Annotated in this window: 11 protein-coding genes; 4 read left to right on the top strand and 7 right to left on the bottom strand. The window is 68.9% G+C overall.

Annotated features, from left to right (window positions below):
- Positions 1-12: 12 nt before the first annotated feature.
- Positions 13-936, bottom strand: coding sequence for an ROK family protein (locus tag QOL62_RS00055; protein WP_103728601.1), 924 nt, complete (start codon positions 934-936; stop codon positions 13-15).
- A 205-nt stretch (positions 937-1141) separates the two neighbouring features.
- Between QOL62_RS00055 and QOL62_RS00050 the strand changes: the two genes are divergently transcribed.
- Positions 1142-2203, top strand: a complete 1062-nt coding sequence (locus tag QOL62_RS00050; RefSeq protein ID WP_283404742.1) for a LacI family DNA-binding transcriptional regulator — start codon at positions 1142-1144, stop codon at positions 2201-2203.
- Here the strand turns inward: QOL62_RS00050 and QOL62_RS00045 are convergent.
- The 6 genes from QOL62_RS00045 to QOL62_RS00020 form a co-directional block, all read right to left on the bottom strand.
- The gene (locus QOL62_RS00045) at positions 2200-3387 is read right to left on the bottom strand and encodes a BaiN/RdsA family NAD(P)/FAD-dependent oxidoreductase (protein WP_283404741.1); all 1188 of its coding nucleotides are present in this window, start codon (positions 3385-3387) and stop codon (positions 2200-2202) included. The two genes, QOL62_RS00050 and QOL62_RS00045, sit on opposite strands and share 4 nt — an antisense overlap.
- Positions 3384-5009 carry an NAD(P)/FAD-dependent oxidoreductase gene (locus QOL62_RS00040; RefSeq protein ID WP_283404740.1) on the bottom strand — a complete coding sequence of 542 codons (1626 nt, stop codon included), beginning with the start codon at positions 5007-5009 and terminating at the stop codon, positions 3384-3386. The genes QOL62_RS00045 and QOL62_RS00040 overlap by 4 nt, the downstream gene beginning before the upstream one ends.
- 54 nt (positions 5010-5063) lie before the next feature.
- Positions 5064-6029, bottom strand: a complete 966-nt coding sequence (locus QOL62_RS00035; protein WP_283404739.1) for a MarR family transcriptional regulator — start codon at positions 6027-6029, stop codon at positions 5064-5066.
- 73 nt (positions 6030-6102) lie between these two features.
- Entirely contained in the window at positions 6103-7125 is a 1023-nt protein-coding gene (hemH, locus tag QOL62_RS00030; RefSeq protein ID WP_283404738.1) for a ferrochelatase, read from the bottom strand.
- On the bottom strand, positions 7126-9405 hold the full coding sequence (locus QOL62_RS00025; RefSeq protein ID WP_283404737.1) for a xanthine dehydrogenase family protein molybdopterin-binding subunit: 2280 nt from the start codon (positions 9403-9405) through the stop codon (positions 7126-7128).
- Positions 9405-10409: an Mrp/NBP35 family ATP-binding protein gene (locus QOL62_RS00020; RefSeq protein WP_283404736.1), complete on the bottom strand. Its 1005-nt coding sequence runs from the start codon at positions 10407-10409 to the stop codon at positions 9405-9407. The genes QOL62_RS00025 and QOL62_RS00020 overlap by 1 nt, the downstream gene beginning before the upstream one ends.
- A 223-nt stretch (positions 10410-10632) precedes the next feature.
- Between QOL62_RS00020 and hflK the strand changes: the two genes are divergently transcribed.
- The 3 genes from hflK to QOL62_RS00005 all read left to right on the top strand — a co-directional run bounded on the left by hflK (position 10633) and on the right by QOL62_RS00005 (position 14306).
- Positions 10633-11781 carry a protease modulator HflK gene (gene hflK / locus QOL62_RS00015; RefSeq protein ID WP_103728190.1) on the top strand — a complete coding sequence of 383 codons (1149 nt, stop codon included), beginning with the start codon at positions 10633-10635 and terminating at the stop codon, positions 11779-11781.
- Entirely contained in the window at positions 11781-12620 is an 840-nt protein-coding gene (hflC, locus tag QOL62_RS00010) for a protease modulator HflC (protein ID WP_199183770.1), read from the top strand. Before hflK ends, hflC begins: the two co-directional genes overlap by 1 nt.
- Before the next feature lie 114 nt (positions 12621-12734).
- Positions 12735-14306 (top strand): Do family serine endopeptidase, encoded by a 1572-nt coding sequence (locus QOL62_RS00005; RefSeq protein ID WP_283404735.1) that lies wholly within the window; start codon positions 12735-12737, stop codon positions 14304-14306.
- Positions 14307-14534 lie beyond the last annotated feature (228 nt).

The raw sequence follows: 14534 nt of genomic DNA, 5'->3' as shown, positions 1-14534 counted from the left end.
ATGGAACGATCATCAAACAGGCAAGTGGCTCGCCGGAGTCGGAATGGGATGAGCGTCGAAAGCCTTGGCCGCCAGCAGCAATGCCCCCATCGGCCCGGCATCGTCGCCCAGCGTTGGCGGCACGATCATCCCCGCGAGCTTGTGGCGCGTGCAGTCGCGCAAGTAGCCGCCCAGCAGCGCGGGCACCCGGTCGATCGCCATCGGCAGGAGATGGCGCTGCCGACCGGAAACCCCACCTCCCACGACGATGCGTTGCGGCGACACTGTCAGGACCAGCATCGCGAGCAATTCCGCGAGGTCCTGCGCCACCGGCTCCCACACGGGATTGTCGGGATCGATGCGGGAGGGGTGAGTGCCGAACCGCGCAGCCAGGGCGGGGCCGCTCAACAGACCCTCGATGCAGTCACCATGGAACGCGCAGGCGCCCTCGAAGCCGTCGGCGGCGGCCCGGCGCAGGCGCACGTGGCCGATCTCGGGATGGAGCAGGCCATGGGCGGGCGCGCCGTTGATGAGGACGCCGCCGCCGATTCCGGTGCCGATGGTGATGTAGACCATGCTCTCGCACCCCTGCCCCGCGCCGTGGCGGTGCTCCGCCAGCGCGGCTCCGTTCACGTCGGTATCAAGCGCGACGGGGCGCTCCAGCGCCTCCAGCACCGGCGCCACCACTTCCGCTCCGCTCCAGCCGGGCTTGGGCGTATCGAGCATCGAGCCGTAGTCGGCCGCGTTGCGGTCCACCCGGATCGGGCCGAAGCTGGCGATGCCCACGGCATCCACCGGCTTGTCGTCCCGCCAGCCCTCAATCACGGCGATTGCGCGGTCCAGCGTCTCGGCCGGTTCAGTGGTGGAAAACTCGACCCGTTCGTCGATACGGCCCTGGGCGCCAAGGACGACGACGGTCTTCGTTCCGCCAAGTTCGATGCCCGCAAGCTTGTGCATGGTCACTACCCGTCCTTGCCTGGCGGCGCTCGTGCTCTCCAGACGCAAGCGCAGGAACGCCGCGATGGTTCCGCAAGCCCCGCCCGCGCCAAGTGCCGGCTCACCGCATTTTTCCCGTACGCCGCCCAAAAGGCAATTGCCTGAACTAGTTACTTCCGGGCGGCGGCCACGAATGCTAAGGTATCTGACAACATAGGGGGCAGCGATGGACAAGAGCAGAGGAGGCCCGAACGGCACGGGCACTCCGGAAACGGCCGTGGAGGTGCGCACGCTCGCCGATCTGGCGCGCGTGGCGGGGGTTTCCGCAGGAACGGTGTCCCGCGCCCTCGCGGGCAAGTCGCTCGTCAACATCGAAACGCGTGAGCGGATACAGGTCCTGGCGCGGCAATACGGCTTTCGCCCGAACCAGATAGCCAGCAAGCTGCGCTCGGGGCGGACAGGCGTCATCGGTGTCGTCATCCCGCTCGGCCCCGCGACAGGCCAGCCGATCTCCGATCCGTTCTTCATGGCGATTCTCGGCCATCTGGCGGACGAACTGACCGGCAGCGGCTACGACATCATGCTCAGCCGCGCGATACCCGATGGCACACCCGACTGGCTTGAACGGATCACCGGATCAGGCATGGTCGACGGCGTGCTGCTCATCGGCCAGTCCGACCAGTGCGCGATCATCGAGCAGGTCGCCGCGCGGTATCGCCCCCTCGTCGTCTGGGGCAACCGGGCCAAGGGCCAGCGCCACATCACCGTGGGCACGGACAGCGAACTGGGCGGACGGCTCGGGGCGGAGCATCTGATCGCCTGCGGGGCGCGGCGGCTGGCCTTCGTGGGCGATACTGCGGGCGTCGAGATCGCCACGCGGCTGAAAGGCGCCCGCGCCGCAGCTCAGGCGGCGGGGCTGACGATCGACCATATTCCGGCTGACCTCGCCGATGAGCGGATGCGCAGCCAGATCGGCGCGGCGCTGATCGCCTCGGGCGCGGATTACGACGGGATCGTCGCCGCGTCGGACGTCATCGCGATGGCCACGCTGCATGTCCTGCACGAAGCGGGCCGCAAGGTGCCCGGCGACATCCAGCTCGTCGGCTTCGACGATCTTCCCATGGCCGGCCTGACATCTCCCCCGCTGACGACCGTGCGGCAGGAAATCGCCGAGGGTGCCAGGGTCATGGTCGCCAAGCTCAAGGCCCTGATCGACGGCGACGTGCGCCAGAGCCGGGTGATGCCCCCGACCCTCGTGGTGCGCGAAACGACGCGCCCGACCGGCTAGAGCGCCAGCCCGGCGGCGCGCGCGCTCGCCCAGGCCCACTGGAAGTTGTAGCCACCAAGCCAGCCGATGACGTCGACCCCCTCGCCGATGGCATAGAGGCCCGGGGCGCGCTTCGCCTCCATCGTGCGCGAGGACAGCTCGGCCGTGTCGATGCCGCCGACGGTCACCTCCGCCTTGGCGAACCCTTCCGACCCGTCCGGCACGAAAGGCCAGCGCATCAGCCGGGCTTCCGCCGCTGCCAGAGCCTTGTCGGTCAGTGCGCCGAGCTCCCCTTCCAGGCCCAGCCGCCCGCACAGCGCTTCCGCCAGCCGTTCGGGAAGGCCATCGCCAAGAGCCTTGCGGAAGGAGAGGCGCGGGCGCTCGCGCTTGAGGACGCGCAGCCAGCCGTCAAGGCGATCCGGCAGGAACTGGGCCGTGACGGTGTCGCCGCGCTTCCAGTAGCTCGAGATCTGAAGGATGGCGGGACCGGACAGGCCCCGGTGCGTGAACAGCGCCGCCTCCCGGAATGCGGGAGACTTCTTTCCTTCCCCGCAGCGCGCGACGATCTCGGTCGATACGCCGGAGAGTTCGCGGAACAGCGCCTCATCGGCGGGAAGCGTCAGCGGCACGAGCGCAGGACGCGGCTGCACCACCTTCAATCCAAAGCGGCGGGCGAGATCGTAGGCGAAACCGCTGGCGCCCATCTTCGGGATCGACGGCCCACCGGTCGCGATCACGAGTGCAGGCGCACTGGCCACCTGCCCGCCATGCGGCACGCGGTACAAGCCATCGGCCTGGGTGACGTCACCGAGTTCGACCCCGCACCGCAGGACGACGCCGCCCCTTGCGCATTCGTCCAGCAGCATGGCGACGATCTGCCTGGCCGATCCGTCGCAGAACAGCTGGCCCAGCGTCTTCTCGTGCCAGGCGATGCCGTGGCTTTCCACTAGGGCGAGGAAATCGGCGGGGGTGTAGCGGCTGAGTGCGGACTTCGCGAAGTGCGGGTTGTTCGACAGGTAGCGATCGGGCGCGGTGTGCAGGTTCGTGAAGTTGCACCGGCCGCCCCCCGAAATCACGATCTTGCGTCCCGGTTCGGGCGCGTGGTCGATGAGCAGCACGCGGCGGCCGCGCTGTCCGGCCGTAGCGGCGCAGAACAGCCCGGCGGCCCCTGCCCCCAGTACGATGGCGTCGTAGGTTTCGTTCATGACGCCGCGGGAACCAGCTCCAGCGCCAGCGCTTCGGCCACGCGGATGCCGTCGACGGCGGCGGACAGGATGCCGCCCGCGTACCCCGCCCCCTCACCCGCCGGGTAAAGGCCGCGCGTGTTGAGGCTCTGCAGGTCCTTGCCCCGGCCGATCCGCACCGGCGAGGACGTACGTGTTTCCACGCCGGTCATCACCACGTCCGGGTGGTCGTAGCGCGGCACTTGTCTCCCGAACACCGGCAGCGCCTCGCGGATGGCCTCGACGACGAAGTCGGGCAGGCACTCCTGAAGATCCGTCAGGTGGACGCCGGGCTGATAGCTCGGCGTCACTTCCCCCAACTCGGTCGAGGGGCGCCCCACAAGGAAGTCAGAGACCTTCTGCGCCGGGGCCTTGTAGTTCGAGCCCCCGGCCACGAACGCCAGTTCCTCGAGCCGGCGCTGAAGCGCGATGCCGGCCAGCGGGTGCCCTGGGAAATCGCGCTCCGGGTCGATGTCGACGACAAGACCGGAGTTGGCGTTGAACTCGGCGCGCGAATACTGGCTCATGCCGTTGGTGACGACGCGGCCTTCCTCGCTGGTGGCCGCCACGACCCGGCCGCCCGGGCACATGCAGAAGGAATAGACGGTGCGCCCGTTCTTCGCCTTGTGCGACAGCGCGTAGGCGGCGGCGCCGAGGATCGGGTTGCCTGCGCATTCGCCGTAACGCGCCTTGTCGACCCAGCTTTGCGGGTGTTCGATGCGCACGCCGATGGCGAAAGGCTTGGCCTCGATGTGGACCCCGCGCTTGTACAGCACCTCGAAGGTGTCGCGCGCGGAATGGCCCACGGCCATGATGACGTGGCTGGCCTCCAGGAACTCCCCCGTGGAGAGGTGCAGGCCCTTGAGGCGGCGCTCTCCGTCCTCTTCGGCGATCTCGAAATCCTCCACCCGCGTGCCGAAGCGGTATTCGCCGCCAAGCTGTTCGATCGTCTCGCGCATGGACATGACCATGGTGACGAGGCGGAAGGTACCGATGTGCGGGTGCGCTTCGGTGAGGATGTCCTCCGGCGCACCGGCCTTGACGAACTCGGTCAGCACCTTGCGGCCGAGGTGGCGCGGATCCTTGATGCGGCTGTAGAGCTTGCCGTCCGAGAACGTGCCCGCGCCGCCCTCGCCGTACTGGACGTTGCTTTCCGGATTGAGCTCCGAGCGCCGCCACAGACCCCAGGTATCCTTCGTGCGTTCGCGCACCGCCTTGCCGCGTTCGATGATGATCGGCTTCAGACCCATCTGCGCCAGGATGAGGGCCGCCAGCAGACCGCAGGGGCCTGCGCCGATGACGACGGGCCGTGGCCCGGCCCAGCCTTCCGGCGCGCGGGTGGGGAACCTGTACGCAATATCCGGCGTCGGCTTCACATGCGCGTCGTGGGCGAAGCGGGCCAGCACCTCGGCTTCGTTCTTCACCAGAACATCGAGCGCGTAGACCAGCTTGATCGCGTTCTTGCGGCGGGCGTCGTTGCCGCGCCGGAACACACTGACGCGCTCAAGGTCCGATGGGGTGATGGCAAGACGCTGCACCACGGCGGCGTCGAGGTCGGCAGGCGTATGGTCGAGCGGCAGGGCAATGTCAGTGAGGCGGAGCATCCGCGCGCCTTTATACGCTTGGCGATCGAAGCGCCATCGCCGCGTTGAGGCGCCCTAGATCGGAGCCGGCGCGGTGAGGGCGATCTCCGCGAAATAGCGCGCCATCCCCTGCACCGCCGTGTCGCTGAGGTCGATGAAGGCGCGACGCCGGTCCGTGCCGTCGCTGATCCGCACGAAGATTCCTGCTTCGACCATCTGGCCGATCCAGCGCAGCGCCGTCGTGGCGGGGACGCCCGACGCGATGCACAGGGAGGTGACGGAGACGCGCTTGCCTTCGATTCGCGAGGCGGCAAGATCCAGCAGCATGTCCCAGGCGGGATCGGCGAACAGATCGCCATCGAAGAACCGTGCGCGCAGCTGCCGCTGGCGGATGATCCGCCGCACCAGCCGCGCATCGGGGATCTGGGGCTGGCCCGCAGACGCCGGCTGCACAGAAGGCGGCGACGCCGCAGGCGGCACAGGCGTGGCGCTGCGCGGATCCAGCCGGTCCATCCGGCCGGCGATCTGGCCAACCTGTTCGGTCAGGCGCAGCAGCATCAGCCGGTCATCGTCGGAGAGTTCGCGCAGACGGCCGGAAGGGAAACCGGCCAGCACCTGTCCAAGGGCGAGGACACGCTCCGCCCGGTCGGGGTCGACCAGCAGGACAGGAGCGGACTGGTCCATGCAGGCGAACACGTCCTCCAGCGCATCAACCTGCGTCGAGACGATGAGGCGCGCCCCGCCGCGCGCCGCGCGCATGTCCAGCCGGGCGAGCACGGCAAGCGTTGCCGCGTCGGCCTGCGGGCAGTCGATGAGAACGACATCGCCAAGGCCGGTCGATCCGCTTTCCCCAGCCTCGACAAGGTCGGACAGCGGGCTGGCGGCCAGCACGTTGAGGCCCGCCGCGCCGGCATCCTCCCGCATTACGGCGCGAAGGTGGGGACGATCCGCATAGATTGACAGCGCCACCCCGGCGCCGCCGCCGTTTGCGGGCGCTGACCCGCCGTAGACGAAGTCCGCCTGCTCTGTTTCCGCGCGCATCCGGTCCTTTCTCCCTCCCCGACAACAGGAACGGAATCGGAACAAACGCTCCCCAGGTCAAGGTGGACGGCTGTTAAATTGCTGCAATCCCGCTCCAGCCCGACAGTTCGCGCCGTACCAGCGTTTCCAGCATGGCCATGCCCGGCGTCCGGTCGTTGAGACAGGCGAGCACGGCCAGACGCTCCCCGCCCGCCTCCTCGAAGACTTCGCGCCCACGGATCGCCAGTTCCTCCAGCGTCTCCACGCAATCGGCGGAAAAGCCGGGTGCGGCGATGGCGATGCGGCGTGTGCCCGCCTTCGCTTCCGCGTCGAGCACCGTTTCGGTGGCAGGCTCCAGCCACTTGGCGCGGCCGAAGCGGGACTGGAAACTGGTTTCCACACGCAGGCCCGGCAGGCGCTGCGCCAGCCGTTCAGCCAGCAGGCTGGAAGTCTTGCGGCAGTGGCAGTGGTAGGGATCGCCAAGGTACAGCGTCCGCTCAGGCATGCCGTGGTACGACAGCAGCAGCATTTCCGGCTCGAAATCCAGCGCGCCGATCTGCGCCGTCACATCGGCTTCCAGCGCGGAGATGTAGGCCTCGTCATCGTGGTAGGGCGGCAGGGTGCGCACGGCGGGCTGCCAGCGCATCGTACCCAGCGCCTGCCCCAGCTTGTCCACGACCGACGCCGTGGTCGCGCCGGAATACTGCGGATAGAGCGGCGCCACCAGGATGCGGTCGCACCCGGCGTCCTTCAGCGCCTGCAGCCGCGAGGCGATGGAGGGATTGCCGTAGCGCATCGCCCAGTCGACCCGCGCAGCGTCCCCCAGCCGCTCCTGCAGCGCGCGCGCCTGGCCTGCCGTTATCGCGGCCAGAGGCGAACCGTCCCGGGTCCAGACCTGCTGATAGGCGTGGGCGGACTTCGCCGGACGGGTGCGCAGGATGATGCCGTGCAGGATCGGTTTCCAGGCGATGGCCGGGATCTCCACCACGCGCGGATCGGACAGGAACTCCGCAAGGTAGCGGCGCACCGCATCGGGCGTAGGCGCGTCAGGCGTTCCCAGGTTGACCAGCAGGACACCGACCTGCCCGTGGGCGACTTCAGGATGACGTGGGGGCATTCAGACGTCCTCGGCAAAGAAGGGAAGGCGGCGCAGGCGAAGCCCGGTCGCGGAGAAAAGGGCATTGGCCAGTGCAGGCGCGATCGCCGCAACACCAAGCTCGCCCGGATCGGCGGGATCCTCGCGACTCTCGATGAACTCGACGTCCATGGCCGGGCAATCGGCAAGAGTCGGCAGGCCCATGCTCACCAGCCGCTCGGCATCGGGGCGCCCGCCCGCATAGCGCACTGAGCAGCCGAGCGCGAGGCCCAGGCCGAACACCAGCCCGCCTTCGATCTGCTGGCGGGCAATGTCGAGATTGACGATGCGGCCCACGTCGGCAACCGCGCTGACCCGCTCCACGCGGACGCCTTCCGCATCGCGCCGGGCGCTGACAACAACGGCGATGCGGCCTTCGCCGATGCGGTGGCAGGCGATCCCCTGCCCGCTGGCATCGCCGCCCCCGCCCCACTGCGAAAGCGCCGCCACCCGCTGCAGGCACCCGGCCAGACGCGGATCGCCGCCCAGCATCGCCATGCGGTAGGACAGGGGTTCTCGGCCCGCCTTGTGCGCCAGTTCGTCCACGAAACTTTCGTTGAAGAACGCCGTCCAGCCATGCGCGTTGCCGCGCATCCGGGCCGTTGGCAGCCCGATGCGGACCGGCACATGATCGATGGCGAGATTGGGAATGGCATATGGCGGGACCGCGCCTTCCAACGCCATCGGATCGGCCTCATTCGCAGCGGCCTCAATAGCGTCGAACGGCGCGTCGTGGTGAAAGAGGCGGCGGCCGAACTCGCGCGCCGTCGCGGGCACGGTGATGCGGGCGCGCCAGCCGGCGACGCCGCCCTCCGTGTCGGGCCGTGCCGCCATGACCGCGATCACGGGCGCGCGGGGAAGCCCGGCGCGAAACTCCTCACGGCGGGACCAGGTGAGCTGGACCGGGCGATCCACGGCCCTGGCGATCCGCGCCGCCTCGACGGCGTGGCCGAACTCCAACCGCCGGTCGAAGCTGCCGCCGATCCCCACGGGATAAAGCACGATGTCGCGCACGTTCAGGCCGAGGGCGCGCGCCACCGCCTGCCGGGTGGCTTCCGGCGCCTGCGTGCCGATCCAGAGTTCCAGCCGCCCGCCGCGGAACCACGCGGTTGCGGCCGTCGTCTCGATGGTGACGTGAAGCGCGGGGGCCACTTCGTAGCCCCGTTGCACGGGCATCCCGCCCTTCACCAGCGAGAGATCGCCCGCGGAGTGGATGCGATGCGCGTCGGCCTTGTGCAGGGCCTCGTTCATCGCCGCTTCGACCGCGTCCGTTTCCACGCCTCCCGCCACCTTGAAGCCGGGCTCCATGCGGGTAAGCGCCTGTTCCGCCGTCCAGCCGTCGGTCGCCACGGCGGCGATCCACGCAGCCTCGCCTTCCTCGCTGCGGACGATGTGCAGGAAGCCGGGCATGCCCTTCACCGCCGCCTCGTCGGCATCGGAGACGAACGTCTTGCGCCCGATCGGGCCATGCCTGATCGCGGCGTAGACCATGCCCGGCAGGCGCACATCGGCGGCGAAGACGAACGATCCGTCCACCTTGGAGGGCAAGTCCAGCCGAGGGTAGGCAAGGGCCGCACCGGGAGGGAACTCCCCCGGCCGCTCGGCCATCGGCTCGGCGCGCAGCGGCGGGGTCGAGGGCGGGGAAAGCGCCGCCGCTTCCTCGACAAGCGGACCGAACGGCAGCCGCTTCCCTTCGTGCCGGACGAAGCCGCCCGCCACCTCGCACTCTTCCCAGGCGACGTCCCAGCGGGCAGCGGCGGCCTGTGCCAGCATCGCCCGCGCGCAGGCGGCGGCGGCGCGGGCGGCGCCTTCGTAAGCGGCGATCTCAGTGCCGTCGGCGGTGACGGTGAAGGCCTCTCCTTCCGCCCAGCGGCGGGTGACGAGGCTGGCAGGCGTTGCCGCAACAACCGGTGCGAGGGCAGGCAGCGGCATCCACAGCGGCGCCCATTTCGCGGCCAGCGCGAGGTTCGCGTAGTGGCCGCTGACCGGAGCGGGTTCGACAGCGACCTGCCGCCAGTCCGCGCCCAGTTCATGCGCGACGATCTGCGGGATGAGCGTCGTGACGCCCTGCCCCATCTCAACCTGCGGCACTGAGACGGTGACGACACCGTCCGTGCCGATCCGGATCCACGCGTCGAACGCGAATTCTCCGTCCCGCGCCGGCAGCGGCAGCGGGTAACTGCGCGGACGCAGCACGTAGCCGAGCGCAAGCCCGCCGCCCGCGAGCGCCCCCACAAGCACGCCGCGCCGGCTGAACGCCATCAGGCGGTCTCGTCCAGCCAGGCGGCCACCTGCCGGGCCAGTGCGGCGAAGGCGTCGGCCCGGGGGCCGGTTCCGGCTGCGGTTGGGGTGCCGGCGTCTCCTTCGCGGCGGATGGCGATGTCGAGCGGTATGCGGCCAAGGAAGGGAACGCCCATGTCCGCCGCCGCGCTCTCCGCGCCGCCGCAGCCGAAGGGATCGCTTGTTTCCCCGCAATGAGGACAGGCGTAACCCGCCATGTTCTCCACCACGCCCAGCACCGGCACCCCGCCCTTGGCGAACAGCTCCACCGCGCGGGCGGCGTCGATCAGGGCGAGGTCCTGTGGTGTCGAGACGATCACCGCGCCTGCGGGCTTGCAGCGCTGCAGCATGGTGAGCTGCACGTCGCCGGTGCCGGGCGGCAGGTCGATCACGAGCACCTCGGCGCCATCCCAGTGCGCGTCGACGAGCTGCAGGAGAGCGCCGGAGATCTTCGGGCCGCGCCACGCAATCGCCTGCCCCGCGGCCGAGAGGTGCGCCATCGAGAGTGCGGGCACGCCCCAGGCGCTTTCGACTGGCACAAGCTTCCCGTCATGAGCCGTGGCACGTTGCCCCTCGGTGCCGAGGAGGCGTGCCTGCGAGGGTCCATAGATGTCCGCGTCCACCAGCCCGACGCGCCGTCCCATGCGGGCCAGCGCCACCGCCAGGTTTGCCGAGAGGGTGGACTTGCCGACGCCGCCCTTGCCCGACCCGACCGCAAGGATGCGCGGCCCCGTGGGCACCGGAGCGGCAGCAGCGGCCTTGTCCGCCGTCATCGCGATCCGCACCTCTTCGACCGACCCGGCAAGGGCCAGGCGGACCGTACGCTCAAGCTGGGCGCGCGCGGCGGCATCAAGGCCGCCTGCATCGAGAACAAGCGTTGCGCGGCCTTGTGCCAGCTGCAGCGATTGCAGGCGGACGGCCGCATCTTCCGGCAACAACGCCTTGACCTCGCTGTCGTCCCTGCCCCCTTGCGCAACGCCACTCACACTTGTCTCCGCCAGATTGCCGGGGCGCGTCGGTCTGTTTCCGGCGCACCGCCTTTCGCTGCCGGTGCCCCGGCCGATGCCGCTCAGGTGGAGTAGCAGGGCAAAAAGGGCAAGAGAGCCACTGTTATTTGGCCGAGGGGTTCCTATAGATAGCCCCATGAAAGCTATCGGTGGTGCAGACACGCCCGGCGGCGTGCCGGGGGACGGATCAGGGATTTCCGCTATGGCAGGTCGTAACAGCCCCTGGGGCGGCGGCAATGACGGCGGTGATGACGGGGCCGGAGGCGATGCCACGCCCGCAGGTGGTCCGGCGGAAGAGCCGAAGGGCGAAGCGCCGGAGCGCAAGGGCCCCCGCAACCCTTGGCTCCCCAGCGGCGACGGCACTCCGCCCCGCCGCTCGGCCAGCATAGAGGACATCTTCCGCAGCCGTGAGCAGCGTCGCCCCGGCGGCGGCGGCGGCCCGCGTGGTCCCTCCGGCGGTTTCCCCAACCTTCCGCGCCGTCCGGACGGCAAGTCCTGGCTGCCGCTCGCCATCGGTGCTGCGGCGGTGGTGCTGATCGGTATGTCGAGCCTGCACATGCTCGGCCCCAAGGAGCAGGGCGTCGTCACCACGCTCGGCCAGTATTCGCACACGATCGATTCGGGCGTAAGCCTCACCCTGCCCTGGCCGATCCAGCAGGTTCGCGTCGTCGACGTGCGCTCGTTCACGGTGGACATGATCCCCGACAACGAGAACGAAAAGCTCATGCTCACCAGCGACAAGAGCCTGGTCGATCTCAGCTATCTCGTGCGCTGGAACGTGAAGGACCTGAAGAACTACACCTTCCGCCTTGCCGATCCGCGCGAAACGGTGCGCGAAGTGGCCGAAGCCGCGATGCGCGCCTCGATCGCGCAGGTCACGCTAGGCCAGGCGCTTTCGGGTGCCGGCCGCGCACAGGTCGAGCAGGACGTGCGCGAACGCATGCAGCGCATCCTCGACTTCTACCAGTCGGGCATTTCAATCCAGGGCGTCGAGATCAAGAAGGCCGACCCGCCATCCAAGACCAAGGCCGCGTTCGACAACGTCAACGTCGCCCAGCAGGAAGCCGAGCGCGACCGTTCGGAAGCCCGTGCCTGGGCCCAGCAGGTGATCGCCCGCGCACAGGGCGACGCCAGCGCCTTCGACAAGGTCTATGAAGAATACAAGCTCGCCCCCGAGGTGACCAAGCGCCGCATGTACTACGAGACGATGGAGCGCGTCCTGCGCGACAACGACACGGTCGTCGCCGAAAAGGGCGCGACCACTGTCCTGCCCCTGCCCGAGATGAAGCGCCGCGCGGTTCCCGTGCCCGATCCCGCGGTCAGCGCGCCGACTGATGCGGGAGGCCAGTGATGAGCCTTTTCCAGCGCCACAAGACCGCATGGATCGTGGGCGGCATCGCGGTCGTTGCCGCCATGCTCAGCACGATCGTCGTACCCGAGGACGAGCAGGCCGTGATCGTGCAGACCGGTCGCCCGGTCCGCGTCTACAACCCGTTCATCGCCAACGCCGCATTCGGCCAGACGGGCGCGGGCGTTCACTTCCGCATCCCGCTGGTCGAGCAAGTCATCCGCATCGACAAGCGGCTGCTCTCGGTCGACATGCAGCAGCAGCAGGTGCTCTCCACCGACCAGCAGCGCCTGAACGTGGACGCCTACGCCCGCTACCGCATCGTCGATCCGGTGCGCATGGTGCGCAGCGCCGGCACGAGCGAGCGCGTGACGCAGCAGCTTGAGCCGATCCTTTCCTCCGTCGTGCGGCAGGAACTGGGCAAGCGCACGTTCCAGTCGCTCCTCACCGCCGAGCGCGGACAGGCGATGGAGAACATCCGCAAGCTGCTTGACGCCGAGGCGCGCGAATATGGCGCGCAGGTCGTGGACGTACGCATCAAGCGCGCGGATCTTCCCGAAGGTGCCCTCGCGGCCGCCTTCGTCCGCATGGAAGCGGGCCGACAGGAAGAGGCCAAGACGATCGCCGCCCAGGGGCAGCGCGATGCCCAGATCATCCGCGCCGAGGCCGAAGCCCAGGCCGCGGGCATCTACGCCGCCAGCTTCGGAAAGGACGCGCAGTTCTACGACTTCTACCGCGCGATGCAGAGCTACTCGGTGTCGTTCGCCAAGGACCAGGCGGGCGGCAAGACGATCCTGCTCTCGCCTGACAACGCCTATCTGAATCATTTCAGGGAGCCCTGAGCGGTTTCGGCCGTTCCTGCGGCAACCCCGAGTACGTGGATTTCCGGCACCATTCAAACCCGGTTAAGCTCCCCGGTCGTCAATCGGACCGGATACCAGGGCAAAGCCGGTCGAATGACCGCCGAGATGGAGGAATCAAAGGACGTGAAGCCCGTGCGATACGCTTATGGACTGACCACAGCGCTCCTCATCGGAGGAGCGACCGCATCGCTCGTCACAGGCTACCCAGCCGGGGCGCAGGTGGCCCAGAACGAGGGCAGCGAAATCTCGCGGATGGTGCCGCGCGCCGGCGCGCCGGCGAGCTTCGCCGATCTCACCGCGCAGCTTCAGCCGGCTGTCGTGAACATCTCGACGCGGCAGAAGGTGCAGGTCCAGGGCGGCGCCAATCCCTTCGCCGGTACGCCGTTCGAGGGTCTGTTCGGCGGTCGCGGCGGCGGCACCCCGCAGACCCGCGAAGCCCAGTCGCTGGGTTCGGGCTTCATCGTCTCGGCGGACGGCTACGTGGTCACGAACAACCACGTCATCACGGCCGAAGGCAAGGGACAGGTGGAATCGATCACCGTCACCATGCCCGACGGCACCGAATACCCCGCCAAGCTGGTCGGCAAGGATGCGGCTTCGGACCTTGCCGTGCTCAAGATCGATGCGGGCAAGAGCCTGCCCTTCGTGAAGTTCGGTGACAGCCGCAAGGCGCGTGTCGGCGACTGGGTGATCGCCATCGGCAATCCCTTCGGTCTTGGCGGCACGGTGACATCGGGTATCATCTCGTCGGTCTACCGCAGCACGCAGAGCGGCGGCGCCTACGACCGCTATCTCCAGACGGACGCCGCGATCAACCGGGGCAACTCGGGCGGTCCGATGTTCGACATGAACGGCCAGGTCATCGGCATCAACAACGCCATCTTCTCGCCTACCGGCGGCAGCGTGGGCATCGGCTTCGCCATCCCGGCGGAGACTGCGGCACCGCTGGTCCAGAAGCTCATCAGGGGCGAGGCGATCGAGCGCGGCTACCTGGGTGTGCGCATCCAGCCGGTGACTGAGGACATCGCCGATTCGCTGGGGATCGAGCACAACAAGGGCGAGTTCATCCAGCTGGTCGAGCCGGACGGTCCGGCCGCGCGCGCGGGCCTGAAGGCCGGCGACGTGGTGGTGAAGGTCGACAACAAGGAAGTGACCCGCGACCAGACGCTGTCCTACATCGTCGCCAACATCGCGCCGGGCGCCCGCATCCCGGTCGAGGTGATCCGCAACGGCAAGCGCCAGACCCTGTCGGCCACGGTGGCGAAGCGCCCGAGCGAAGAGGACCTGTCGCCCTCATTCGACACCAACCCGGAGCAGGACGGCGATGCCTTCAACAATCCGCCGCAGCAGCAGGAGAACGGCGTCGTCGAGAAGTCGCTCGGCCTCACCGTCACCCCACTGACGCCGCAGATCGCCCGCCAGCTCGGCGCGGCGGAGGGCACCAGGGGCGTGGTCATCGTGGCGGTGGATCCGAACTCCGATGCGGGCCAGAAGGGCCTGCAGCGCGGCTTCATCATCCTTCAGGCGGGCGGCCGCCCCGTGACGACGCAGGCCGAACTGGCGGCCGCCATTGCTGCCGCCAAGGCCGAGGGGCGCACGGCTCTCCTCGTCCGTGTGCAGCCGCGCGGGCAGCAGGCGACTTTCGTTCCCCTGCGCCTTCGCTGATACGCAGAAAGCCGCGTGTGACGACGCCCGCCGGAGCAATCCGGCGGGCGTCTTCGTTTCGCGCGCTCGCCGCCCGGACCCTCCAGCTTGACAATTATAACCATTTAGGTTAGTCGTGCTGCCATCCTTCTTACCTGCGGCCGCAGGTGAGACGGTGTTTCGGGTCGGCGTCGTGGGCAGCACGCGAGCGTACAAGCCGTGGTCCACGCCCACAGCGTCCTCCCGGAG

This window comes from Novosphingobium panipatense, from assembly GCF_900182875.1.
Lineage (GTDB): Bacteria > Pseudomonadota > Alphaproteobacteria > Sphingomonadales > Sphingomonadaceae > Novosphingobium > Novosphingobium panipatense.
This window is presented reverse-complemented; position numbering and strand designations above follow the sequence as displayed.

Bases quoted from the DNA above. Each gene is read 5' to 3' on its own strand.
- QOL62_RS00055 (WP_103728601.1), bottom strand. From the start codon at position 936: ATGCACAAGCTTGCGGGCATCGAACTTGGCGGAACGAAGACCGTCGTC.
- QOL62_RS00050 (WP_283404742.1), top strand. From the start codon at position 1,142: ATGGACAAGAGCAGAGGAGGCCCGAACGGCACGGGCACTCCGGAAACG.
- QOL62_RS00045 (WP_283404741.1), bottom strand. From the start codon at position 3,387: ATGAACGAAACCTACGACGCCATCGTACTGGGGGCAGGGGCCGCCGGG.
- QOL62_RS00040 (WP_283404740.1), bottom strand. From the start codon at position 5,009: ATGCTCCGCCTCACTGACATTGCCCTGCCGCTCGACCATACGCCTGCC.
- QOL62_RS00035 (WP_283404739.1), bottom strand. From the start codon at position 6,029: ATGCGCGCGGAAACAGAGCAGGCGGACTTCGTCTACGGCGGGTCAGCG.
- hemH (WP_283404738.1), bottom strand. From the start codon at position 7,125: ATGCCCCCACGTCATCCTGAAGTCGCCCACGGGCAGGTCGGTGTCCTG.
- QOL62_RS00025 (WP_283404737.1), bottom strand. From the start codon at position 9,405: ATGGCGTTCAGCCGGCGCGGCGTGCTTGTGGGGGCGCTCGCGGGCGGC.
- hflK (WP_103728190.1), top strand. From the start codon at position 10,633: ATGGCAGGTCGTAACAGCCCCTGGGGCGGCGGCAATGACGGCGGTGAT.
- hflC (WP_199183770.1), top strand. From the start codon at position 11,781: ATGAGCCTTTTCCAGCGCCACAAGACCGCATGGATCGTGGGCGGCATC.
- QOL62_RS00005 (WP_283404735.1), top strand. From the start codon at position 12,735: ATGACCGCCGAGATGGAGGAATCAAAGGACGTGAAGCCCGTGCGATAC.